Here is a 23,384-nt window from a genome sequence, read left to right on the forward strand (position 1 = left end):
AACGAGGTGGAAAAAATCATCTTGCGCGACTCCCCGGAAGGGGTACACTATCGAACGGCCGAATGATAATTCTGGCGTGCGGCGAGCGCGATTCCCCCCAATCCCTCGTCGCTGAGGCGGCACCTGTTCCCCCCAATAGGTGCCGCCCCTTGCATTTAACGAAGCCGTGATCTCGGGCTTCACTCCGGGGCCGCTCGATGCCCGGCCGGGACCTTCCGGCACCTCCTCTGCGTCCACAGCGGCCCTTCGGCAAGCGGAACCCACGGATGCCGTCCCGCGACGCACCGAGCGCTCGTCGGCTTCGTAGCGTGCCGGTGTGTTCGTCGCATCCCGGTCCACCTCTACCGTCCCGTTCGTGCCGCGTCCGTCGGTCACGGGGCGCGGCGTCGGGGGAGCCGGCGCTGCGGACGGCTCCGCGACGAGTCAAGGCCGCGCGGGCCAGTCCGACTCCTGTGCCGACCGGGCGGTGGCGACCACGTCGCGGGGGACGCCGAACGCCGCGGAGACATCCGGCGTTCTCTCCGACCCTCCGGCCACTGCGCGCAGGATCACCGCGGAACCTGCGCCCGGGGCCGGGGCGACGCGCGACGTCAGCGATCCGGACGGGGGCCGCCAGACGGAGCCCGCGGACTGGGCGCAGTTCGGACCACTCGCGCCCTACGTCGCTGCGGAGGGCGTGACCGACGTCTTCGTCAACGGATCCTCGGGGTTGTGGGTGGACTACGGCGGCGGCGCCGTCCATGATCCGGACTGGGCATGCGACGAGCGGGCCCTTCGCGCGCTCGCCGTGAGGTTGGTGGCACTCGCCGATCGCCACGTCGACGAAGCGAACCCATGTGTGGATGTGAGGCTGGCAGCGGGCATCCGGGTCCACGTCGTGCTGCCGCCCGTGTCGACGACGGGCACGCTGGTGTCGATCCGCGTGCCGCGCCGAAGCCGCTTCTCGCTCACGCAGCTGGAGCAGGCGGGCATGGTGGGCATCCATCGAGCGAGGCTCGACGCGGCGATCGCGGCGCGCGCCAACCTGCTGATCACCGGAGCGGCGGGCAGCGGCAAGACGACTCTTCTGTCGGCGATGCTGGCGCAGGCGCCCGCTGGCGAGCGCATCGTGTGCATCGAAGACGTCGCTGAGCTGCAGGTGCGGCATCCGCACGTGATCGCGCTCGAGGCGAGGCAGGCGAACGTGGAAGGCATCGGCGCGATCGGTCTCGATCGGCTGGTGCGCGAGGCTCTGCGCATGAGGCCGGACCGGCTGGTCGTGGGTGAATGCCGCGGGGCGGAGGTTCGCGAGCTGATGTCCGCGTTGAACACCGGGCACGACGGCGGTGCCGGCACGCTGCACGCGAACTCGATCGACGATGTTCCCGCGCGGCTCGAGGCGCTCGGTGCGCTCGCCGGTCTGGACGCGTCGGCTGTCGCGCGGCAGGCGGTGAGCGCTTTCGACCTGGTCGTGCACGTGGAACGCGCGGCGGGCGTCAGGCGTATCGCATGCTGCGGTGCATTCGAACTGGATGCGTCCGGCCGGCTCCTCGTGCGCGAGTTGCGACCGTGAGCGCGCGGCAGCGTCACGGTGCCCGGCGTCCGGCCGTCGAAGCGGTCGCAGACATCGCGCAACGGCTCGCCGTGCTGCTCGCAGCAGGGGTTCCGCCCGGCGCAGCATGGGGATACCTCCTCGAGGCGATGAGCGACGACGAGGAGGGCGTGTCGCGCAGCGTGCTCGCCTCCGCATCCGAGGCCGGTGCGCGTGGTGGCGATGTGCCTCGCGCCATCGCGTCGTCCGCCGATCTCGCCGTCCCCCGTCGCGCACGGCGAGGAAGGCGACCCGACGAAACCGAAGTGCTGTCCGCCTGGCGCGGGCTCGCGGCCGCGTTGCAGGTGGCGACGGAGGCAGGCTCGCCGCTCGCCAACGCATTGCGCGATCTCGCGACGGCGCTGCGCGATCTCGGCCAGGCGCAGCGCGACAGGGAGGCGGCGATGGCAGGACCGCGCGCGACCGCACGCATGGTGATCGCGTTGCCCGTAATCGGCATTCTCTTCGGCGCCGGCCTGGGCTTCGACACGATGCACGTGCTCTTCGCGACGCCGATCGGAATCGCCCTCCTTCTGATCGGTGCGAGTCTTCTGCTCGCGGCGGGCGCCTGGAATCGCGCACTGCTCCGACGATCGAGAGCCGTCGAGCTGCTCCCGGGACTGGCGATGGAACTCGTGGCGGTCGCCATGAGTGGCGGCGGGTCGGCCGCTGGTGCGGTCGACCGCGTCACCGGTGTCTGCGCGCGCTTCGGCCTGGCACCGCCGGTCGACCGCTCGGTCGCCTCGGTGCTCACGCTGTCGGAGCGTGCCGGCGTCGGCGCCGTCGAACTGCTGCACGCCGAAGCCGATCAGGAGCGAAGGGATGCTCGGGGCGCAGCTCAGACGGCGTCCGCGGCACTCGGCGTGCGCCTCATGCTCCCGCTCGCGGTCTGCGTGCTGCCGGCGTTCATGGTGCTCTCGGTCGCCCCGCTGGTGCTGTCCATCCTGTCGTCCACAGTGCAGGGCATCTGATGGCCGTCCACGGATCGCCCCCGCCGGAGGACGCGGCCGCCACGGTCGGACCAGGCTCGACATCGAGCCTTCGACCCGGCCGGCTCGACACGGGCTCGACCGGCACTGGTCCGTTCGACACGACGCCTCTGCACCGCGGCTCTCTCGACCACCACACCCGACAGATGGAGATCAGAATGCAGTCATCACAACGCCACCCCCACCACCTTGTCCTGTCACGCCACGGTGAAGGGCGACCGGCCTTCGACGAAGCCAGCCGGGATGCTCGGCGACGTCCGATCCTGTTCTCGCGAGTCGAACGCGCCGTGCGCGCCCTTGTCGACGAGTCGGGATCGGCGACGGCCGAGTACGCGGTCGCGACGATGGCGGCAGTCGGGTTCGCCGGGCTGCTCGTCTTGATCCTGCGGGGGGACGAGGTGCGGGGCATCCTCACGGGGCTCGTGCGCAAAGCGCTCACCGTGGCCGACTGACATGCGCCCCGTTCCGCCCCGTTCGCTGCGGTCTGCGCGCGGCAGTGTCACCGCCGAGTTCGCGGCCCTCGTGCCTGCCGTGCTGCTGGTGTTGGCCTTCGGCATGGGTGCCGTCGAGGTCGTGGTGCAACAGGCAAGGCTGACGGATGCCGCGGCAGACGCCGCCCGTTCCCTGGCCCGCGGAGACCCCCGCGAGCTCGCCGCGGAGCACGTCGCCGAGGCGATCGGAGCGACAGCGTTCTCCGTGTCGCATAGCGGCGACTACGTCTGCCTCACATTGGCTCAGTCGGCTGCCGGCCCCGTCGCGGTGACGGGGCTGACGGTCAGAGGACACGGTTGCGCCCTCGGCGACGCTGACGCTGCGCCGGGAGCGCCCGGCAGCACCGATGACGACGGAGGCGCATCATGACCTGTGGCGGGGAATCGCGGAGAAAGCTGCTTGGGGAACGAGGCTCCGCGAGCGTGGCCGTGATCGGGCTGCTCGCCGCCCTGTTGATCACGGGCGTCGCAGCCATCGGCGCGTGTGCGCTGCTGGGCGAGAAGCAGCGCGTGAGCGCGGCGGCGGATGCGGCGGCGCTCGCCGCTGCGGACTCGGCGAGCGGCCGTGTCACGGGCATCCCGTGCGACCGGGCGCAGCGGGCGGCGCTCTTGAACGGGGTCCGGCTTGCGACATGCCGCATCGACGGATCCGTCGCCTTGGTGAGTGCACAATCCGACGTGGGCGGCATTCCCATCACGGTGTGGGCTCGCGCCGGCCCTCCGCCGGCAGCCGAAACGCCGCCCGGCGTGACCGAGGGCGACTGAGTCGTGACCGACCACGATCGATCATGGGGCGGAAAGCGTCCCGAGCAGCCGTCGTATCCGCCGATGCGCCGGCGCGCGACGCTGCCGGTTCGTGGAACGCGTCAGGCGAAGATGGTCTCGAGGTAGCGATAGTCGACGGCGGTCGGTCGGGTGGAATCCCCGGACTCGGAGGCATACTCCACACCACCGGACCGGGTGTAGACGTAGCTCTTCCCACCGCCTGGTGCCGAGATCTCGAGCCGAGCCTGAGGCTCGCCCGAATCGAGGAAATCGGTGGCGATCGTCTTGCCTTCGAGTGGTCCGTCGGTCAGCTTCGCGGTGTAGGCACCGTTCGTTGTAGCACCCATATCGCCATTGTCCCCCGCGGTACCACGGGGTCAACCCCGTGCAGAAGGTCGGTGAAAGGGGATTAGGCAGTACGACGGCGAACGTGTGTATGGTGTGCCTGATGAGCGGCGCGGCTCGGTTGCACAGCGGGTCGACGGCCTTATCGGGGGAATCAGCGGGCGGTCGATGAGCGAGTGTCGACGAGTGTTCGTGGCACGGATCCACCGGTCCGGACGGTCACGACGCACCGCGGTGCGCTCCGTTGCGGGAGTCTTCTGGGACGAACTCGGCGGAACGGACCGGTGGCGTGGTCGCAGATCACCGGGCCTCGTGGCGACCCGCATCGTCGGGCTCGCACCGAACAACAGGCGGCGATCGACGGAAGTCTTCGTGAGACTTCCGCCTTCGAGCCCACACAGCGTTGACGAGAGCAACACCGCAATCGAAAACCGAAAGCATCCGACATAAGGAGACAGGTGCCAGGGAACAAGCTGGTCATCGTCGAGTCGCCGACCAAGGTGAAGTCGATCGAGAAGTACCTGGGTGATGGGTACACGGTCGAGGCATCCGTCGGGCACATCCGTGACCTCATCGAGCCGAAGGACATCCCCGCTGAGAAGAAGCGCGGTGCATTCGGCCAGTTCGGCGTCGACGTCGACAACGACTTCCAGCCCTACTACGTGGTCTCCGACCGGGCTCGCAGCGTCGTCACCAAATTGAAGAAACTGCTGAAGGGTGCCGACGAGCTCCTGCTCGCCACTGATGAGGACCGCGAGGGCGAAGCCATCGCGTGGCACCTGCTCGAAGAGCTCAAGCCCAAGGTCCCCGTGAAGCGCATGGTCTTCCACGAGATCACCAAGGATGCCATCGAGCAGGCGAAGGACAACACCCGGGACCTCGACATGTCGCTCGTCGACGCACAGGAGACGCGGCGCATCCTCGACCGCCTCTACGGCTACGAGGTGTCGCCCGTGCTGTGGCGCAAGGTGCGGCAGGGACTCTCGGCGGGCCGCGTGCAGTCGCCGGCGACGCGACTCATCGTGGACAGGGAGCGCGAGCGCATGGCGTTCGTCGCCGCGTCCTACTGGGACTTGACCGCCCAGCTGAGCGCGGAAGCCGATGCGCAGGAGTTCACCGCACGCCTGAACCGGGTCGACGGTCAGCGCGTGGCCTCCGGGCGCGACTTCGACGATCGCGGCCAGCTGAAGGGTCAGGCGCGCGTCTTCGACGAGGCCGCCGTCACCGCGCTCGTCGATGCCTTGCGACAGCCGTCGACGACAGTCACCGTCGCGAAGCTGGAGACGAAGCCGTTCAGCCGGCGCCCGTCTGCACCGTTCACGACCTCGACACTGCAGCAGGAGGCCGCTCGCAAGCTGCGCTTCACTGCTCGACAGACCATGAGCGTGGCGCAGTCGCTGTATGAGAACGGCCACATCACCTACATGCGCACCGACTCGACCGCGCTCTCGACGCAGGCGGTCACCGCTGCCCGCAAACAGGCCGCTGCACTGTACGGGGCGGACTCGGTGCCCGAAAAGCCGCGCGCGTACGCCAACAAGAGCAAGAACGCGCAGGAGGCGCACGAGGCGATCCGCCCGGCGGGCGACACATGGCGCACCCCGGCGCAGATGGCATCCACGCTGCACGGCAACGATCTGAGGCTCTTCGAACTCATCTGGAAGCGCACCGTCGCCTCGCAGATGGCCGACGCCAAGGGACAGACGGCCTCGGTCACGATCAACGCCGCTGTGCACGACGGCGAGCTCGACGGCACTCTCGCCGAGCTGACGGCGAGCGGAACGGTGATCACGTTCCGCGGGTTCCTCCAGGCGTACGAGGAGAGTCGCGATGAGGAGCGCAACGCGGATGCCGCTCCGGCCGAGTCCAAGCTGCCGCCGCTGAAGGAAGGCCGGGCGCTCGCCATCGGCGAGGTCGAGGCGAAGGGGCACGAGACGACCCCGCCGCCGCGTTACACAGAGGCCAGCCTCGTCAAGCGCATGGAAGAGCTCGGAGTCGGACGTCCTTCGACGTACGCGGCGATCATCTCCACGATCATCGACCGCGGCTACGTCGTGACTCAGGGACAGGCGCTCGTGCCCAACTGGATCGCCTTCGCCGTCGTACGGCTTCTCGAAGACCACTTCGGCGACCTGGTGGCCTACGACTTCACCGCGGAGCTCGAGAATGATCTCGACCGCATCGCGGATGGGGAGGAGACTCGCGCGGACTGGCTGAAGGGCTTCTACTTCGGTGGCGGCGACCACAGAGGCCTGCGCGAGGTGGTCGACAACCTCGGTGAGATCGACGCACGTGCGATCAGCTCCGTGCCGATCTCCGACGACATCACGTTGCGGGTCGGGCGCTATGGCCCGTACCTCGAGGTGGCCGACCCCGACGCTGCACCGGATGCCACGCCGCGCCGCGTGAACGTGCCCCCGGACCTCGCGCCCGACGAGCTCACCGTCACCAAGGCTCGCGAATTGATCGACGCCCCTGTGCAGTCCGATCGCGAACTGGGCCTCAACCCCGTCAACGGCAAGCTCGTCGTCGTGAAGGACGGCCGCTTCGGACCGTACGTCACGGAGGTCGAGCCGGAGCCGGGCCCCGCGCCCGAGTCCATGGACATCACCGACGCTGTCGAAGAAGTGGTCGACGTCGAGACCGGTGAGGTGCGTCCTGCGAAGAAGCCGGCCAAGCGCAAGAGCGCCAAGGCCGCGGAGAAGCCGCGCACGGCATCCCTCTTCAAGACCATGGATGCCTCCGGCGTCGATCTCGAGACCGCGCTGAAGCTGCTCGACCTTCCGCGCACCGTCGGCGAGGACCCGGAATCGGGCGAGCCGATCCTGGCGCAGAACGGGCGATACGGCGCGTACCTGAAGAAGGGCACGGACACCAGGTCGCTGCCCGGCGAGGATGCCATCTTCGACATCGATCTCGCGGGCGCGCTCGAGCTCTTCGCTCAGCCGAAGTACGGAGCGCGGCGAGCCTCCAGCGCGCTGAAAGAGTTCGAAGCCGACCCCGTCAGCGGCAAGCCCGTGCGGGTGAAGGACGGCCGGTTCGGACCGTACGTCACCGACGGTGTGACGAATGCCACGATTCCTCGGGGCGAGAGCGTCGATGAGATCGACTTCGAGCGTGCCGTGCAACTGCTGGCGGACAAGCGGGCCAAGGGCCCGGCGAAGAAGCCCGCAGCGGCACGGCGCACGACGAAGTCATCGGCCGGCACGACGAAGTCGACGCGCACGACGGCCGCGAAGAAGACGTCGGCGGCCGCCACGAAGTCGACCACGACGACGGCGGGCTCTGCAGCCAAGGCGGCGACGACCAAGGCCGCGACGTCCAGGAGCGCGGCGGTGAAGAAGGCGGCATCCGCGAAGGAGGGCACGGACTCGTGACCGTCACGGGGGAAGCGCCGGCGGAGGGCGCGGGGCGGGCTGAGCCCGCACGAGGCCTGTTCATCACGTTCGAGGGCGGAGACGGGTCGGGCAAGACGACTCAGGCATCCCGACTCGTCGACTGGCTGGTCGAACGCGGATACCCCGTGCTGCGCACCAGAGAGCCCGGCGGCACCGACGTCGGCGTCGAGATCCGCGAACTCGTGCTGCATCATCGCGGCGACATCGTGCCGCGTGCCGAAGCCTTGCTCTACGCCGCCGATCGCGCCCATCACGTCGAGACCGTCGTGCGCCCGGCGCTGGAGGCCGGCACCATCGTGGTGCAAGACCGCTATCTCGACTCGTCCGTCGCCTACCAGGGCGTGGGGCGAGGGTTGGATGCGGTCGAGATCCGCGAGCTGTCGCTGTGGGCGACCGGCAACCTGCTGCCCGATCTGACCGTGCTTCTCGATATCGACGAAGCGGATGCCCGTGGTCGGCTCGACGCCGCGAACAAGAGGTTCGATCGGCTCGAGGCGGAGGCATCCGAGTTCCACGCGCGGGTGCGCACGGCGTTCCTGGCCCTCGCAGAGGTCGAGCCGGAGCGCTTCTTCGTCGTGAACGCCGCGGAGCCGGCCGAACGGCTCGCCGAGACAGTGACGGATCACGTGGCGGGGCTCCTCGCCTCGCGCGGAATCGTCGCGGCGGAGTCGGTCACCGGTACTGACACCGGCACCCGGTAGCGTCGAACCATGCCCGTAGCTCAGACGTCGGTGTGGGCCGATCTCACCGGCCAGTCCGACGCGATCGCGACCCTGCGGGCGGCCGCCGCGGCGACGGCATCCTCTGCCATGACGCATGCGTGGCTCATCACCGGGCCGCCGGGATCGGGGCGCTCGAATCTCGCGTACGCCTTCGCTGCAGCGCTGCTCAGCCCGGCGGGCGCCGACGGTGACGAGAACACCACCCGCGAGGTCGAGGCCCGCACGCATCCCGACCTCGCCGTTCTGAGCACCGAACGCGTCATCATCTCCATCGACGAGGTGCGCAAGCTGGTCTCGAGCTCGCAGTTCTCGCCGTCGGTGAGCCGATACCGGGTGATGGTGATCGAGGATGCCGACCGTATGTCGGAGCGCACCTCCAACGTTCTGCTCAAGGCGCTCGAGGAACCACCCGAGCGCACCGTCTGGATCCTCTGCGCGCCGAGTGAGGCGGACCTGCTTCCCACGATCAGGTCGCGCGTGCGCACCGTGCGGCTGCGTGTGCCGTCGGTCGCGGACGTCGCAGAGCTGATCGCGCGGCGCGACGGCGTGAGCGCCGAGGAGGCCGAGCGTGCGGCCCGGCACGCCCAGAGCCACATCGGCATGGCGCATCGGCTGGCCACGAACGACGAAGCACGAGCGCGTCGCGAAGAGACGGTGGAGCTGGCGCTCGGCATCCGCACGGTGGCCGACGTGGTGTCGGGTGCGGCGCGACTGCTCGAGATCGCAGGCGCCGATGCCAAGGCGATCACCGAGGAGCGCGACGCCGAGGAGCGCGCCCACGCCTTGCAGTCGCTCGGCGTGCGAGAAGGCGGAACGGTGCCACCGCAGCTGCGGGCTCAGCTGCGGCAACTCGAAGAAGACCAGAAGCGCAGGGCGACGCGCAGTCTGCGCGACGGGATCGACCGCATCCTCACCGACCTGCTGTCGCTGTATCGGGACATTCTCATGGTGCAGCTCGACACGGGGGCAGCGCTCGTGAACGTCGAGCTCGACGCGCGGTTGCGGGCGGCGGCACAGGCATCCGATGCGGCCAGAACGCTGGCGACCATGGATGCCATCCGCACGGCCCGCGAACGGATCGAAGGCAATGTCGCGCCGGCGCTGGCGCTGGAGGCCATGCTGGTGGCCGCCAGACGTCCGCGCCAGGCGGCAGGAGAAAGGGACGACCGATGACACGAGCGACCGCGATCGGAGCGCCGCGACGGCGATGGCGGAGGGTGGGCATCGTCGCCACCGTGGCCGTCGTCTTGTCGATGGCGTTGAGCGGCTGCTTCCCCGCTGCTCCCGCCCCGAGCACGTCGACACCGCGACCGGAGAAGGTCTCGGCCGCCCTCACCCCGTTCTACGACCAGCATGTCGGCTGGACGACGTGCGGAAAGTTCCAGTGCGCCAAGGTGAAGGCGCCCCTCGACTGGTCCGACCCTTCGGGCGGCAGCATCGAGCTTGCGCTGATCAGGCATTACGCCACGGGCAAGCGCCTCGGCTCCCTGCTCGTCAACCCCGGTGGCCCGGGCGCCTCCGGTGTCGACTTCGTGCGCGACTCGCTCGACTACGCCGTCGACAAGAATCTGATCGAGCACTACGACATCGTCGGATTCGATCCGCGAGGCGTCGGGGCGTCGACGGCCGTGAAGTGCTACGGCCCCAGCCAGATGGACGACTACATCTTCGGCATCACGCCTGGCACGCGCGGCTCCGACGCCTGGATCCAGGCCAACACCACCACCGAAGCGGCCTTCGCCGCCGCCTGCAAGCAGAACACGGGGGCACTGCTCGGCCAGGTCGGCACGGTCAGCGCCGCGCGAGACCTCGACCTGATGCGCGCCGTTCTGGGCGACGCCAAGCTCAACTATCTCGGCTACTCCTACGGGACGCTGCTCGGCGCTACCTACGCGGGCCTCTACCCCAAACACGTGGGCCGCATGGTGCTCGACGGAGCGTTGGACCCCGCATCCACGCTGGCCGACGTCAACATCGGCCAGTCCAAGGGATTCGAGTCGGAGTTCCGTTCGTACCTCACGGACTGTCTGAAACGAAAGGGATGCCCGTTCTCCGGCACCGTCGACGACGCCATGAACACCGTCGCGAACCTGTTGAAGTCGCTGGATGCCAGCCCCATCCGCAACTCGGACGGTCGCGAGCTCGGCGCCGACACCATGGTCACGGCGATCATCACGCCGTTGTACAGCCCGAGCGAGTGGACCTACCTCGACAGCCTGTTCAACGACGTCATGGCGGGCAGCGCGCGGGTGGCGTTCATCCTCGCCGACAGCTACTACGACCGCAATTCCAACGGCACGTACGCCGACAATTCGACCGAGGCGTTCAGCGCGATCAACTGCCTCGACTATCCGTCGAACGCCGACCCGACGGCGATGCGTGCGCAGGCGGTGAAGCTCGAGAAGGCGGCGCCCGTCTTCGGCCCTTACATGGCCTACGGCGACATCGGCTGCTCGGTCTGGCCGTACAAGCCGACCAGGACTCCGGCACCGATCCACGCAGCGGGGGCCGCCCCGATTCTCGTCGTGGGCACGACAGGCGATCCCGCGACGCCGTATCAGTGGGCGGTGAACCTCTCCCGCGAGCTCGACAGCGGTCACCTCGTCACGTATCACGGCAACGGTCACACCGCGTACAACAAGTCCAACTCGTGCGTGAACGACACCGTCGACAACTTCTTCGTGAGCGGAACGGTGCCGAAGACCGACCCCGAATGCTGATCGAGGCGGGGCGCATGGTGGATGCCCGTGCTCTGTCGCGGAATCCACCGGCGCCGATTTTTGCACTCACCGCAATAATGGTTGCGTGAGCGTCGCAACTCCCACCCCGATCTCGCGCGGCGGGGTGCGTGAACGCAAGCGGATCGCCACACGGATCGCGATCCAGCGGGCCGTGCTGTCGCTGTCCCTCGAGCGTGGATTCGACGGCGTCACCGTCGAGGAGATCAGCCATGAGGCGGGGGTCTCTCCGCGCACGTTCTTCAACTATTTCCCGACCAAAGAAGCCGCCGTCGTCGGCGACGTTCCCGAGATGCCCAGCGGCGACGCGGTGGAGCGATTCATCGCGGCGGGGCCGGCGCAACCGGTGCTCGACGGCATCCGGGACCTCCTGCTGTCGACCGCCGATCGGGAGTCAAATCCGGATGCCGCCGGCATCGAGACGCTGCGTCGCCGTCTGCTGCGCGAGCATCCTCATCTGTTCACCATTCGCATGGTGAGCATGAAGCAGCTCGAGCGCGAGCTCTTCGAGGTGGTCGAGCGACGGCTGGTGCACGACGACCCCGAACTCGCGCACGATGGCGAGCGACTGCAGAGCAGGGCGCGTCTTGTGACGTATGTCGCGTTCGCCGCGATCAGGCACGCGTGGTCGTGCTGGGCGGAGGCCGGCGGCCGTGGCGCGCTCGCGGATCGGCTCGTCGATTCGTTCGCCGAGATGCACGAGTTGGCGGGCGAATCCCGGTAGGCAGTGGCCGCAGGCTCGGCGGCAGTCGGTCGCCGGGCTCGGCTCGAGTGCGGTACCGGGGATGGTCGGGACGGCCTCGATGATCCGGTAAGCTTGCATGCTGTGTGCAGCGGCCCCGGCCGCGGTCACGCCGCCTTAGCTCAGTCGGCAGAGCGATTCACTCGTAATGAATAGGTCAAGGGTTCGATTCCCTTAGGCGGCTCCACAACGCAGAAGGGTCCCGAAAAGGGCGCTTCTGCGTTTTCGCGCTGGTCGGTGGGCATCGAACGCTCGGGCGGATCCTGCTGCCGGAGGCTCAGGCTGCCGTGCAGCGGCGGTTGGAGCGAGCGGCGGGGCGAATCCCTGAGGCGGACCTTGTACATCGCAGACGGGCGCTACGCTGGCGGCATCCGTACGGCGAAGCGGGTGGCGACGGGGGAGCGATGAGCGATATCGGGTGGGGCATTCTCGGCACGGGTGGCATCGCCCACACCTTCGCGAAGGATCTCATCGACGACGGGCACATCGTCGCCGCGGTCGGGTCGCGCTCGCAGGGATCGGCGGATGCCTTCGCCGACGAGTTCGGCATCCCCGTCGCCCATGGGTCGTACGACGATCTCGTCGCCGATGACGACGTCGACGTGGTGTACATCGCGACACCGCACCCCGCGCATGCCGACAACGCAGAGCTCGCGCTGAACGCGGGCAAGCACGTGCTGATCGAGAAGCCGTTCACGCTGAACGCCGCAGAGGCTCAGCGCGTCGTCGACCTGGCGGGGGACCGCGACCTCGTGGTCATGGAGGCGATGTGGACGAGGTTCCTTCCGCACGTCGAGCGCATCCGTGATCTGGTGAACAGGGGCATCCTCGGCGAGGTCAGGGAGTTCGCCGCCGATCACATGCAGCTGCTTTCCAGCGATCCCGGCCACCGCATCAATGCGCTGGAGCTGGGCGGCGGAGCGCTGCTCGATCTCGGCATCTACCCCGTCTCGTTCGCGTCGATGCTGTTCGGCACGCCCGAGCAGGTCGAGGCATCCGCCCGATTCGGCGCCACGGGTGCGGATGCCGCCACGGCAGCGGTCTTCCGATACGGCGACGCGGCACTGGCCGCCGTGCGCTGCGCCCTCGATCTGCGCGGCACGAACACGGCGACGATCACGGGAACACGGGCCCGCATCGAGATCGACTCGGTCTGGTACGCGCCGACGAACTTCAGGGTGGTCGCCCACGAGGGCCACCTGATGGAGGAGTACAAGTCCCGAGTGTTCGGCAGGGGCATGCAGTTCCAGGCCCGCGAGATCGAGCGGCTGATCGAGGAGGGACTGACCGCGAGCGACATCATGCCGCCGGAGGAGAGCGTGTCGATCATGCGCACCCTCGACGACATACGTGCTCGGATCGGCCTCGTCTACCCGCAGGAACGCTGATCGCGGCGCGACGGCTCGTAGAGAGCGCCGCAGACTCTCCCAGCTGCCGTCGGTACACTCGGCGGAATGCACGACGAGTCCCCCAACTCGCGCCGTGATCGTCGCTCTGACGAGACCCCCGGATCGGCATTCGACGCACTCGGTCTGAGTGCGCTGTTCGGCGACCCGACGAGCGAGATCCCCGTGGTGGATGCCTCGGGCCCGGCATTCGCACCCCCCGCCGACGCTGCACCGCAGGCGCCGACCTTCTCGTGGCTCGCCGACGAGCCCGCTCGTGCGCCCTGGACGCCGGCGAGCGAGTCCGTGCGGCCGGACACCGACGGCGGTGTCGCGTTCGCCGACACCATCGGGCAGCCGCCGGCCGGTGTCGTTCCGCCGGCGCCGATCATCCCGCCGACGTTCTCGGTCGTGCCGCCGGCCGCGTCTGCGCCGGACGACGTCAGCGGTGCGCAGCATCTCGATGCACCGTGGACTCGTCGCCCCGTCGACCAGCAGCCCGTCGATGCGTCAGACGAGCGTGCGGCGTCGGGGCGTGAAGGGGCGCACGGCGGTCTGCCGTGGCTCTCCAGCGACACGGCGGCCGTGGCGATCGCGGCGTCGGCGCGCTCCGCCTCGTTCAACTGGCTCGACGACGAGCACGACTCGCACGGCACGGCGGCACCGTTCGGCACGGTGGCGCCTCAGCCGATGCACGACCTCCGATCGTTCGAGGCTCCGGCCGAAGCCCTCCGCCCGTTCGAAGATCAGCGGGCCCCGTTCGAAGACCAGCAGGCAGAGCTTCGTGCCTCCGGGGTCGATCACGCGACGGACACGCTGCCATTCGATGCCCCGTCGCCGCAGACCCGGCCCTTCGACGCCTTCGCGACCGATCAGACAGCGCCGGTCGTCGGCGGATTCCCCTACGACGACGCCACACACGCCTTTGCCGCGGTCGGGCCCGCGCGGATACCCGACGGTGACGTCGGCGAACCGGATGCCGCTGCCTTCTTCTCCTCTGCGTTCGGCGCGGATGACGGTCACGAGGGCGAAGGCCACGAAGCCGAGCGGTATGGCGCATTCGACCCGTCAGGCACTGCTGCGTCGGTTTCGTCGGCAGGGATCTTCGAGGCCGGACGACAGGCGCCTTGGGAATCCGATGCCGGGCAGATGCACGGGGAGTCCACGGACACACAACGGCCGGCGTGGCAATCCCCGCAGGTCGAGTCTGCGCCGTGGGCAGCGGCGCACGCCTCAGCACCGCTGCGGGCACGAGACCTGCCGTTCGGCGACGATGATGCGCACGGCGGCGCAGCCGACAGCGCGGCGGACTCTGCAGCCGATGGTGCGACGGAAGCCTTCGGCGGCTTCGCGGCGTTCGGTGCCGCAGGTGCCGCGAGCGGGTCAGGTGGGACTGCAGGCGGCGGGGATGCCGGCTCTGGCGGCGGTGGAGCCGGCGGTGGTTCAGGGCGCGGCGGCTCCGGTCGAGGGCGCGGTGGCGGGGCTTCGCGCGGGGGCTCGGGGAGCGGAGGCCGCGGAAGCGGGCCGCTGGCGGGCATCCTCACCTGGATCCGGCACAATCCGCGCACGTCGCTGATCGCGGGAATCGCCGCCGGCGTCGTGCTGCTCAGCGGACTCTCCTTCGGTCTCGGCGCTGCGACAGCGCCGGCCAACGCCGTCGGCACCGCGGCTGCTCACCCCAGTGCGACGCCGTCTCCGACACCGACGGTGCGTCCGACACCCTCCGCGATCGCGCAGGCGAGCAAGGTGCGAACCTGCTCGGTGGCGTCGTATGCGGCAGACGCCGGCTTCGGCACGCTCGAGGCCCAGGTGCGCAATGCCTCCACCGGCGAGGTGCTCTACGATCGCAACGGGTCGAATCCCGCACCGACGGCGAGCGTGCTCAAGATGCTCACCGCTGCGGCGGCGTTCAGCGTGCTCGGCCCGAACTATCGGGTGCCGACCATCGTGGTGAAGGGAACCCAACCCGGTCAGGTCGTCGTCATCGGCGGCGGCGACGTGACGCTGACTCGCCTGCCGACGGGGGAACAGTCGTTCTACACCAACGCGCCGCACCTCGACGATCTGGCGAACCAGGTGAAGCAGGCGTGGAACGCCGATCCGTCCACCGCCGGTCAGCCGATCACGTCGCTCGTCGTCGACACGTCGCTCTACTCCGGTCCGGTCTGGCTGTCGAGCTGGGACGAACACGAGGAGCGTGTCGTCGAAGGCTCGACGCCGTACATGACGTCGTTCATGGTCGACGGCGACAGGGACGACCCGACAGCTGTCGAGTCACCGCGCAGCGCAGACCCGGTCGGTCGCGCCGCGCAGGCTCTCGCCGACGACCTCGGCGGCGGCATCACGATCAGCCAGGGCACCGCGCCGGCGGGCGCCAAACAGCTCGGCGAGGTGCAGTCGCAGCCGGTCTCCGCGCTCGTCGAGCAGGCGCTGACGTACTCCGACAACACGATCATGGAGGAGCTGGCCAGGCTCGTCGCCATCAAGACGGGAGCAGGCAACTCGTTCTCGGCCATCAACGCTGGCACGCTGAAGGGCCTGCAGAGCTACGGCATCCCGACCACCGGTCTGTACTTCGCGGACGGGTCGGGCCTGAGCGCGGACAACAGGGTGCCGGCCTCGTACCTCACCCAGTTCTTGATCAAGGTGCTGAACCGGCAGGGATCGCTCGGCGCGATCTACGACGGGTTTCCGGTGGCCGGCCAGACGGGCACGTTGGGGCCCGGATACGGGCGATTCGACGGCTCCTTCTCGTCGAACGCCGTCGGCCACGTGAACGCCAAGACGGGTTGGATCAACACGTCGAGAACGCTCGCCGGAGTCATCCACGCCAAGGACGGCACCAACCTCACGTTCGCGATCTATGCGCTGAACTATCCGGGGGACGACGCCGCACTGAACGCGATCGACAACCTCACGACGGCGTTCTACGAGTGCGGCAACAACCTCTCCAACTACTGACAGCGCTCTCGGCCTGTTCGCGTCCACATCCTTCGTTCTGACGTGCGCGACCACGGCCGTAGGCTGGGAGAATGAGCGTCGAAGAGGCCGTCATCGTCGATGTGGTGCGTACCCCGAGCGGACGAGGCAAACCGGGAGGCGCCCTCAGCGGCAAGCACTCCGTCGACCTGCTGGGCGACCTGCTCGCCGAGCTGGTGCGCCGCAACGACCTCGACCCCGGCACGGTCGATGATGTGATCGCCGGCTGCGTCGCCCAGGTGGGGCAGCAGTCCTACAACGTGGCGCGCAACGCCGTGCTCGCGGCCGGGTTTCCCGAGCATGTGCCCGCGACCACGATCGACAGGCAGTGCGGCTCGAGCCAGCAGGCAGCGCACTTCGCGGCCCAGGCGGTCATGGCCGGTGTGCAAGACGTCGTGATCGCCTGCGGTGTGGAGTCGATGAGCACGATCCCCATGGGCACCTCGACCCTCGGACGCGACCCTTATGGCGAGCGGATCGCCGCGCGCTATCCGGACGGCCTGGTGGGTCAGGGCGTCTCCGCCGAGCTCATCGCACAGAAGTACGGCTTCGGCCGTGACGAGCTCGACGAGTTCAGCGCACGCTCGCACCGACTCGCCGCCGAGGCGGCAGAGGCGGGGGAGTTCGACCGCGAGCTCGTGCCCGTCGAGGTGGTGGATGCCGCCGGCGGCAGCAGCATCGTCACCGCTGACGAGACGGTGCGTCCGGCCACCACGGCGGAGGGTCTCTCCGGCCTGAACCCGTCGTTCCGCACGGATGCCCTCGCCGCCCGGTTCCCGGAGCTGGACTGGAAGATCACCCCTGGCAACTCGTCCCCGCTCACCGACGGCGCTTCCGCCGCGCTCATCATGAGCGCGCGGCGTGCCGAGCAGCTGGGGCTGACGCCGCGGGCCCGGTTCCACGCCTTCGCGGTCACGGGAAGCGACCCGCTCTACATGCTGACGGGCGTGATGCCGGCGACGGCACGCATCCTCAAGCAGACCGGACTGAACCTCGACGACATCGACGCCTACGAGGTGAACGAGGCCTTCGCCCCCGTGCCGCTCGCCTGGTTGAAGGAGTTCGGGGCGGACCCCGAGCGGCTGAACGGCGACGGCGGGGCGATCGCGCTCGGGCATCCGCTCGGCGCCAGCGGCACGCGGCTGCTGGGCACATTGCTCGCGCGCCTCGAACGTACGGGCGGCAGGTACGGACTGCAGACCATGTGCGAGGGCGGCGGCATGGCGAACGCGACCATCATCGAGCGGCTCTGAGCCGGACGAATACGATCCCGGAGGGATATATGCAGATCACGGAATGCAGTGCGCTCGTCACCGGCGGTGCGTCGGGACTGGGCAACGGGACGGCACGCGTGCTGGCCGAGGCCGGCGCGAAGGTGGTCATCGTCGACCTGCCGTCGTCGCGCGGCGAAGAGGCCGCCGCCGAGCTCGGCGGCGTCTTCGTGCCCGCCGACGTGACGAACGCCGACCAGGTGCGGCAGGCAGTGGATGCCGCGCAGCGGCTCGCCCCGCTCCGCGTCACCGTGAACTGCGCGGGCATCGCCACCGCGGGACGAACGGTGGGCAGAGAAGGCCCGCTCGCGTTGGACGCGTTCGAGCGCACGATCCGCATCAATCTCATCGGAACGTTCAACGTGACCAGGCTCGCGGCCGCTGCGATGTCCGCGAACGAGCCGGTCGAGGCGCAGGTGCTGCCGGGCATCCCGGCGACCGGCGAGCGCGGCGTGATCGTGAACACGGCATCGGTCGCCGCGTTCGACGGCCAGATCGGACAGGCCGCGTACTCGGCGTCGAAGGGCGGCGTGGCGTCCATGACCCTGCCGCTGGCCCGCGACCTGTCGAAGCTGCTGATCAGGGTGATGACCATCGCGCCCGGCATCATGCAGACGCCGATGATGGCGGGCATGCCCGACGACGTGCAGCGGTCGTTGGAGGAGCAGATCCCGATGCCGTCACGCATGGGCACACCGGCGGAATACGCAGCTCTCGTGCGCCACATCGTGGAGAACCCTCTGCTGAACGGCGAGGTCATTCGTCTCGACGGCGCGATCCGCATGCAGCCGAAGTAGGAGGGCGCTACCCGCGTGCCGCCGTCGCGCCCTCTGCCTCGAGCCGCTTCTGCAGGGCGTTCCCGGCCGGTGAGCCGGTCGTCAGCGCGCCGAGCACGCGTGTGAGCGCAGCCGCGTCATCCGTCGTCACCGCACCGTCGATGGCGTCGTAGAGCTGATCTTCGATCTCTCGAACCTGCTCCGCCTTGTCCGCACCCTGTCGAGTGACCGTGAGCCGCACCTGTCGCCGATCGTGCTCTCCGGCCTCCCGCTGCACGAGACCCGCCGTGACGAGCCGGTCGACGATGCGGCTCGGACTGGTGCCGCTGTCGCACACCAGCATGTCGCCGAGCTGCTTCAGAGCGAGCGGCCCGTGATCGGCGATGATGCGCAGCGCCTCGGACTGCGCGGGGGTGAGGCCGATCAGCGAGAGCGCCGCGGTGAGCTGCCTGTTGCCCTCGCGCTGGGCGGCGAGGATCAGGTAGCGGAGGTGTTCGGCGGTTCTCAACGGGTCACTCCTTGTACTGCAGCAGCGCCGATCGCAGGAGATCGGCAGCCGCGGGGTCGTGGGCGGCGAGCACGGGCATGCCCGGAAAACGCGCGGCCAGCCGATTCACATTCTGCGTCGTCAGGTGCAGCTCCTTGCGGTTTCCGACACCCGGAACGCGATCGGCTGCCAGCAGTTTCGCATCATAGGTGAGGTCGCCGACGAAGAGCATGGTCGGAAGGCCGTCGCTGCGCAACAGCAGCGACAGCGAGCCCGGCGTGTGGCCCGGTGTGGGCAGGAGGAGCAGCGAGCCGTCGCCCATCACGTCGTGAGCGTGCGTGAACGGCGCGATCGAGTCATCCTGCGCGGGCTTCGGGGTGACCGGCACCCAGTCGAGGCCGGGAAGCCGGATGTGGTCGCGCAACAGGCCGTCGAGCACGGCGAACGGCTTGTCGACCGACTCGAGGTCGGTGCCGCTCACCAGGATCTGCGCCGACGAGGGAAGCTCCCGCAGCCCGCCGATGTGATCCTGGTGGAGATGCGACAGGATCGCGATGCGCACGTCGGCGATGTCGTGGCCGAGGTCGTGCAACTGCTCGCTGAGCGTCGCGTCCTGCGGAATGTCGAACTTGGCGAGCCGGCGGTAGTTGTGACCGACCACGCCTCCTGGAAAGTATGTGGGGTCGGTGACCGAGCGCCTGTCTTGACCCGTGTCGAAGAGCACCAGCCCTTTCTCGTGCTCGATCACGTACACGTTGATCGGTCGCGGACCGGTCCAGCGACGAGACGTGTTCAGCCACCAGAGCAGCGGCGTGCCGTTGGTCTCGACGTGCTCCGGCCGGATCTGCACGCTCCCGGTGCTGATCACCGAGACCTTCTTCACCTTGTTCATCATTCCTCCTGATAGATGTCATGACATAGATGTCGTGACATCTATTGTGGGAAGGAGAGGCCCGGAAGTCAAGTCGGGTCGAGAATCCGCGGGTGCGACTACTCCCCGAGGGGGCCGGAGTGCTCGGCGAGGAACGAGTACAGCTCGGCGTCGTCCACCCCGGGGAAGGCGCCAGTGGGCAGCGGCGACAGGATGTGCGCGTGCAGTCGTGCGCTCGGCCACGCTCGGTCGGCCCACTCGGTCTCGAGTGAGGCATCCGCGCTGCGGCAGCAGGTGGGGTCCGGGCATGTCGAGACGGCGCGGGCCGTGGTCTCCCGGCCGCGGAACCACTTGGCATCCGCGAACGGCACCCCGATCGTCACCGTGAAGCCGCCGTCGTCGCCGCGCCCGGTCTGTGTCGCACACCAGTATGTTCCGGCGGGCGTGTCGGTGTACTGGTACAGCTCGGTGGTGCGGTTCGTCTGCGTGAACGCATCGCGCGCGCTCCACTTCTTGCACACCAGCTGGCCCTCGATGGCGCCGGTGACGTCGGTGGGCAGCGGCAGCCCGTCGTTCTCGTAGCCCTTGTAGAGGGCGCCGTCTTCGCCGACCCGCAGAAAGTGCATCCGCATGCCGAGATGCACCGTGATGAGGTTCGTCAGCCGTAGGGATGCCGTCTCGTGCGTCACCCCGAACGCGTCGCGGAAGTCTTCGACGGCCAGGTCGCGATCCTTCTTCGCCTCCTGCAGAAACGACACCGCAGCCGACCGCGGCATGAGGCAGCACGCCGCGAAGTAATTGATCTGCATGCGCTGCCGAAGGAACTCCGCATAGCTTTCCGGGCGCTCGTGGCCGAGCACGCGATGGGCGAGCGCCTGCAGGGCCATCGAGCGCAGTCCGTGACCGCCGGGAATGGATGCCGGCGGCAGGTAGATGCGCCCGTTCTCCAGATCGGTGATCGACCTTGTCGACTTCGGCAGGTCGTTGACGTAGACCAGCTCGAACCCGAGATGCTTCGCCATGACGCTCACCTCGCGGTGGGTGAGCGCGCCCGAGACGTGCCCAGACGCCTTCACGTGCTCCTCCGCGAGGTCTTCGATGTCGGGCAGGTAGTTGTCGCGAGCGCGCATCCACTCGCGCAGCTCGGTGTTGGCGCGCCTGGCCTCCTCGGGCGTCGCGATCGCCTTGCTCGCCTGCCTGGCGAGCTCGCGGTGCAGGCCGACGAGCGCGGCGAGCGTGGGTGTCGGCGTGCCCTTCGTCGGCCGCACGACGGGCAGTCCGAGGGCGGTGTAGAGAGGGGATGCCTGTGCCCGGCCCAGTTCGAGCTCGTACGCCGTGCGCTCGTCCGGCGGCTCCGCCACCAGAAGGGTGGCGAGGTCGACGCCGATCGCGCTCGCGATCGACTGCAGCACGGTGAGCTTCGGCTCGCGCTTGCCGTTCTCGATCATGGAGAGCTGGCTCTGCGAAAGCCCCACTCCGTCGCTGACCTGCTCGAGGGTGAGCCCTGTGCGGGTGCGGAAGTGGCGGATTCGGTGGCCGATGGTGGCGATATCGGCGGTGTCGGCATCCATTCGTTCACGCTATCAAAAGAATTGCGATTCTTTCGTGATCGTTTGTGCAGTCACATGCTCGAAGTCACGTCAGAGTGAAGAGGTCGGCGTTGCGCGAATGCCGACGCACACACCGAGATCCATGGCGTTCAGCACGCGAGAGCCGAAGCCGACCGACCCGAGAGACGACACGATGACGATGACGCAGAGGCCGAGCGCACGAGCAGCCGCACAGACCAGCCGGACGGATGACGAGGGCACCGACATCCGTCCGGCTTCACCTTCGGGCGACCGGCAGGCGCAGGGCCGTGAGCCCGCTCCGTCGCGTCTCGCCGTCGCGCAGGCCTACGCCGAGCACGGCTGGGACCTCGGCACCACCGACGCCGCGCTCGCCGCATGGGTGCTGGAGGTGGCCGAACTGACGCAGCCCGACGAGATCGTGTGGTGCGACGGGTCCCGCGCCGAGGCGGACCGACTCTTCAAGCTGCAGGTCGCGAACGGCCAGCTCATCAAGCTGAACCCCGAATGGCGGCCCGGCAGCTACCTCGCCCGCACCGACCCCAAGGATGTCGCCAGGGTCGAGGCCCGCACGTTCATCTGCTCGGAGAGCGAAGAGGATGCCGGCCCCACGAACAATTGGCGCGACCCCGCCGAGATGCGTGCCGAGCTGAAGGGCGTCTTCGCCGGCAGCATGCGGGGCCGCACGATGTACATCGTGCCGTTCTCGATGGGACCGCTGGGCGGCTCCATCTCGCAGCTCGGCGTCGAGATCACCGACTCGCCCTACGTGGTCGTCTCCATGGGCATCATGACGCGCATGGGACGCCGCGCCCTCGACCTCATCGAGGACGGTCGCACGTGGGTGCGCACCGTGCACAGCGTGGGCTACCCGCTCGTCGACGCCGAGGGCATCCACCGTCCCGAGGTCGCGTGGCCGTGCAACGACACGAAGTACATCGTGCAGTACCCGCAAGACCGCGAGGTGTGGTCGTACGGCTCGGGCTACGGCGGCAACGCGCTGCTGGGCAAGAAGTGCTTCGCGCTGCGCATCGCCTCGCAGATGGCGCGCGACGAGGGCTGGCTCGCCGAGCACATGCTCATCATCAAGGTGGTGTCGCCCGCCGGCCGCGCCCACCACATCGCGGCGGCGTTCCCGTCGGCGTGCGGCAAGACCAACCTCGCCATGCTGCGCTCGCAGTTGCCCGGATGGCGCGTCGAGACGATCGGCGACGACATCGCGTGGCTCAAGCCGGATGCCTCCGGTCGCCTTCGCGCGATCAACCCCGAGCGCGGCTTCTTCGGCGTCGCACCAGGCACGGGCGAGTCCACGAACAGGTCGGCCGTCGAGACGCTGTGGGGCAACACCATCTTCACGAACGTGGCCCTGCGCGACGATGGCGACGTGTGGTGGGAGGGCCTCACCGACGAGAAGCCGGCGCACCTGATCGACTGGCGAGGCGAGGAGTGGACGCCGGATTCCGGCCGCACGGCCGCTCACCCGAACTCCCGGTTCACGGTGGCGGCTGAGCAGTGCCCGACCATCGCCGACGACTGGGAGGACCCGGACGGCGTGCCCATCGACGCCATCGTCTTCGGCGGACGCCGTGCCACGAACGTTCCGCTCGTGCTGCAGGCCAGGGACTGGAAGCACGGCGTCTTCCTCGGCGCGACCATCGCGTCGGAGCAGACCGCCGCCGCCGAGGGCACGGTCGGCGCGCTGCGCCGCGACCCGTTCGCCATGCTGCCGTTCTGCGGCTACAACATGGCCGACCACTGGGGGCACTGGCTGCGCATCGGCGAGAAGCTCGGTGCGAATGCGCCGGCGGTGTTCCAGGTGAACTGGTTCCGCAAGGGGCCGGACGGATCGTTCCTGTGGCCGGGATTCGCCGAGAACATGCGGGTCATCGCGTGGATCGTCGGGCGGCTGGAGCGAACGGCCGACGCGGTCGACGTGCCGATCGGCAGGGTTCCTGCGCAGGCGTCCCTCGACCTCGACGGGCTCGAACTGAGCGAGGATGCGCTCGAGCGCCTCTTCGACGTCGACCAGACCGCGTGGCTGGCCGAGTGCGACCTCACAGAGGAGTTCTTCGCCCGGTTCGGCGGCCGCGTGCCCGCCGCGCTGACGGCGGAGCTGGAGGCGCTGCGCTACCGGCTCACCCGCTGACGCTGGAGTCACCGCGGCAGCGGCTGGCCGCTGACTCCTTCGCCTGACTCCCCGAGCGGAGAGTACGACGGGCTCAGTTTTCAGGGCTGGCATCGGGTCTGGCGGGAGCCGCGCTCGCGCGGCGGGGGCATGTCCCTGAAA

At 68.9% G+C, this 23,384-nt stretch carries 19 protein-coding genes and 1 tRNA gene; 16 read left to right on the plus strand and 4 right to left on the minus strand.

The window, feature by feature from the left end; translation table 11 throughout:
- Positions 1-355 precede the first annotated feature (355 nt).
- The 5 genes from FPZ11_RS17765 to FPZ11_RS17785 all read left to right on the plus strand — a co-directional run bounded on the left by FPZ11_RS17765 (position 356) and on the right by FPZ11_RS17785 (position 3,815).
- Positions 356-1,552, plus strand: a complete 1,197-nt coding sequence (locus tag FPZ11_RS17765) for a TadA family conjugal transfer-associated ATPase (protein ID WP_246846380.1) — start codon at positions 356-358, stop codon at positions 1,550-1,552.
- Positions 1,549-2,541, plus strand: a complete 993-nt coding sequence (locus FPZ11_RS17770) for a type II secretion system F family protein (RefSeq protein WP_210415913.1) — start codon at positions 1,549-1,551, stop codon at positions 2,539-2,541. Before FPZ11_RS17765 ends, FPZ11_RS17770 begins: the two co-directional genes overlap by 4 nt.
- Before the next feature lie 278 nt (positions 2,542-2,819).
- On the plus strand, positions 2,820-3,011 hold the full coding sequence (locus tag FPZ11_RS17775) for a DUF4244 domain-containing protein (protein WP_246846701.1): 192 nt from the start codon (positions 2,820-2,822) through the stop codon (positions 3,009-3,011).
- Position 3,012: 1 nt separating this feature from the next.
- Entirely contained in the window at positions 3,013-3,420 is a 408-nt protein-coding gene (locus FPZ11_RS17780) for a TadE family type IV pilus minor pilin (protein WP_146322359.1), read from the plus strand.
- Between the two features lie 53 nt (positions 3,421-3,473).
- Positions 3,474-3,815 carry an Rv3654c family TadE-like protein gene (locus FPZ11_RS17785; protein WP_246846382.1) on the plus strand — a complete coding sequence of 114 codons (342 nt, stop codon included), beginning with the start codon at positions 3,474-3,476 and terminating at the stop codon, positions 3,813-3,815.
- Between the two features lie 101 nt (positions 3,816-3,916).
- Here FPZ11_RS17785 and FPZ11_RS17790 read toward each other — a convergent pair whose 3' ends face one another.
- Positions 3,917-4,162, minus strand: coding sequence for a hypothetical protein (locus FPZ11_RS17790; RefSeq protein WP_146322361.1), 246 nt, complete (start codon positions 4,160-4,162; stop codon positions 3,917-3,919).
- Between the two features lie 456 nt (positions 4,163-4,618).
- Here FPZ11_RS17790 and topA point away from each other — a divergent pair, with 456 nt between their 5' ends.
- The 10 genes from topA to FPZ11_RS17845 all read left to right on the plus strand — a co-directional run bounded on the left by topA (position 4,619) and on the right by FPZ11_RS17845 (position 18,192).
- Positions 4,619-7,537: a type I DNA topoisomerase gene (topA, locus tag FPZ11_RS17795; protein WP_146322362.1), complete on the plus strand. Its 2,919-nt coding sequence runs from the start codon at positions 4,619-4,621 to the stop codon at positions 7,535-7,537.
- Positions 7,534-8,259, plus strand: coding sequence for a dTMP kinase (tmk, locus tag FPZ11_RS17800; protein ID WP_146322363.1), 726 nt, complete (start codon positions 7,534-7,536; stop codon positions 8,257-8,259). The genes topA and tmk overlap by 4 nt, the downstream gene beginning before the upstream one ends.
- A 9-nt stretch (positions 8,260-8,268) precedes the next feature.
- Complete coding sequence (locus FPZ11_RS17805) at positions 8,269-9,453, plus strand: DNA polymerase III subunit delta' (protein WP_146322364.1); 1,185 nt, start codon at positions 8,269-8,271, stop codon at positions 9,451-9,453.
- The gene (locus FPZ11_RS17810; RefSeq protein ID WP_146322365.1) at positions 9,450-11,000 is read left to right on the plus strand and encodes an alpha/beta hydrolase; all 1,551 of its coding nucleotides are present in this window, start codon (positions 9,450-9,452) and stop codon (positions 10,998-11,000) included. Before FPZ11_RS17805 ends, FPZ11_RS17810 begins: the two co-directional genes overlap by 4 nt.
- 85 nt (positions 11,001-11,085) lie before the next feature.
- Positions 11,086-11,742 carry a TetR family transcriptional regulator gene (locus tag FPZ11_RS17815; protein WP_146322366.1) on the plus strand — a complete coding sequence of 219 codons (657 nt, stop codon included), beginning with the start codon at positions 11,086-11,088 and terminating at the stop codon, positions 11,740-11,742.
- A gap of 129 nt (positions 11,743-11,871) precedes the next feature.
- Positions 11,872-11,947, plus strand: a tRNA-Thr gene (locus FPZ11_RS17820).
- Between the two features lie 217 nt (positions 11,948-12,164).
- On the plus strand, positions 12,165-13,148 hold the full coding sequence (locus FPZ11_RS17825; protein WP_146322367.1) for a Gfo/Idh/MocA family protein: 984 nt from the start codon (positions 12,165-12,167) through the stop codon (positions 13,146-13,148).
- A 66-nt stretch (positions 13,149-13,214) separates the two neighbouring features.
- A complete protein-coding gene (locus tag FPZ11_RS20015; RefSeq protein ID WP_246846384.1) occupies positions 13,215-16,106 on the plus strand; it encodes a D-alanyl-D-alanine carboxypeptidase/D-alanyl-D-alanine-endopeptidase in 2,892 nt (963 codons plus the stop codon).
- Positions 16,107-16,177: 71 nt separating this feature from the next.
- Positions 16,178-17,377: a thiolase family protein gene (locus tag FPZ11_RS17840; protein ID WP_146322369.1), complete on the plus strand. Its 1,200-nt coding sequence runs from the start codon at positions 16,178-16,180 to the stop codon at positions 17,375-17,377.
- Positions 17,378-17,406: 29 nt separating this feature from the next.
- Complete coding sequence (locus FPZ11_RS17845; RefSeq protein WP_146322370.1) at positions 17,407-18,192, plus strand: 3-hydroxyacyl-CoA dehydrogenase; 786 nt, start codon at positions 17,407-17,409, stop codon at positions 18,190-18,192.
- 7 nt (positions 18,193-18,199) lie between these two features.
- Here FPZ11_RS17845 and FPZ11_RS17850 read toward each other — a convergent pair whose 3' ends face one another.
- The 3 genes from FPZ11_RS17850 to FPZ11_RS17860 all read right to left on the minus strand — a co-directional run bounded on the left by FPZ11_RS17850 (position 18,200) and on the right by FPZ11_RS17860 (position 21,100).
- Complete coding sequence (locus FPZ11_RS17850; protein WP_146322371.1) at positions 18,200-18,679, minus strand: MarR family winged helix-turn-helix transcriptional regulator; 480 nt, start codon at positions 18,677-18,679, stop codon at positions 18,200-18,202.
- Between the two features lie 4 nt (positions 18,680-18,683).
- A complete protein-coding gene (locus FPZ11_RS17855) occupies positions 18,684-19,553 on the minus strand; it encodes an MBL fold metallo-hydrolase (protein ID WP_210415914.1) in 870 nt (289 codons plus the stop codon).
- A gap of 95 nt (positions 19,554-19,648) precedes the next feature.
- Entirely contained in the window at positions 19,649-21,100 is a 1,452-nt protein-coding gene (locus tag FPZ11_RS17860) for a helix-turn-helix domain-containing protein (protein ID WP_146322373.1), read from the minus strand.
- A gap of 121 nt (positions 21,101-21,221) precedes the next feature.
- On the opposite strand from FPZ11_RS17860, the gene FPZ11_RS17865 reads away from it, so the two are divergent.
- A complete protein-coding gene (locus FPZ11_RS17865) occupies positions 21,222-23,243 on the plus strand; it encodes a phosphoenolpyruvate carboxykinase (GTP) (RefSeq protein WP_246846386.1) in 2,022 nt (673 codons plus the stop codon).
- The last annotated feature ends 141 nt before the right edge of the window (positions 23,244-23,384 follow it).

This window comes from Humibacter ginsenosidimutans (assembly GCF_007859675.1).
In the GTDB taxonomy this organism is placed as follows: Bacteria; Actinomycetota; Actinomycetes; order Actinomycetales; family Microbacteriaceae; genus Humibacter; species Humibacter ginsenosidimutans.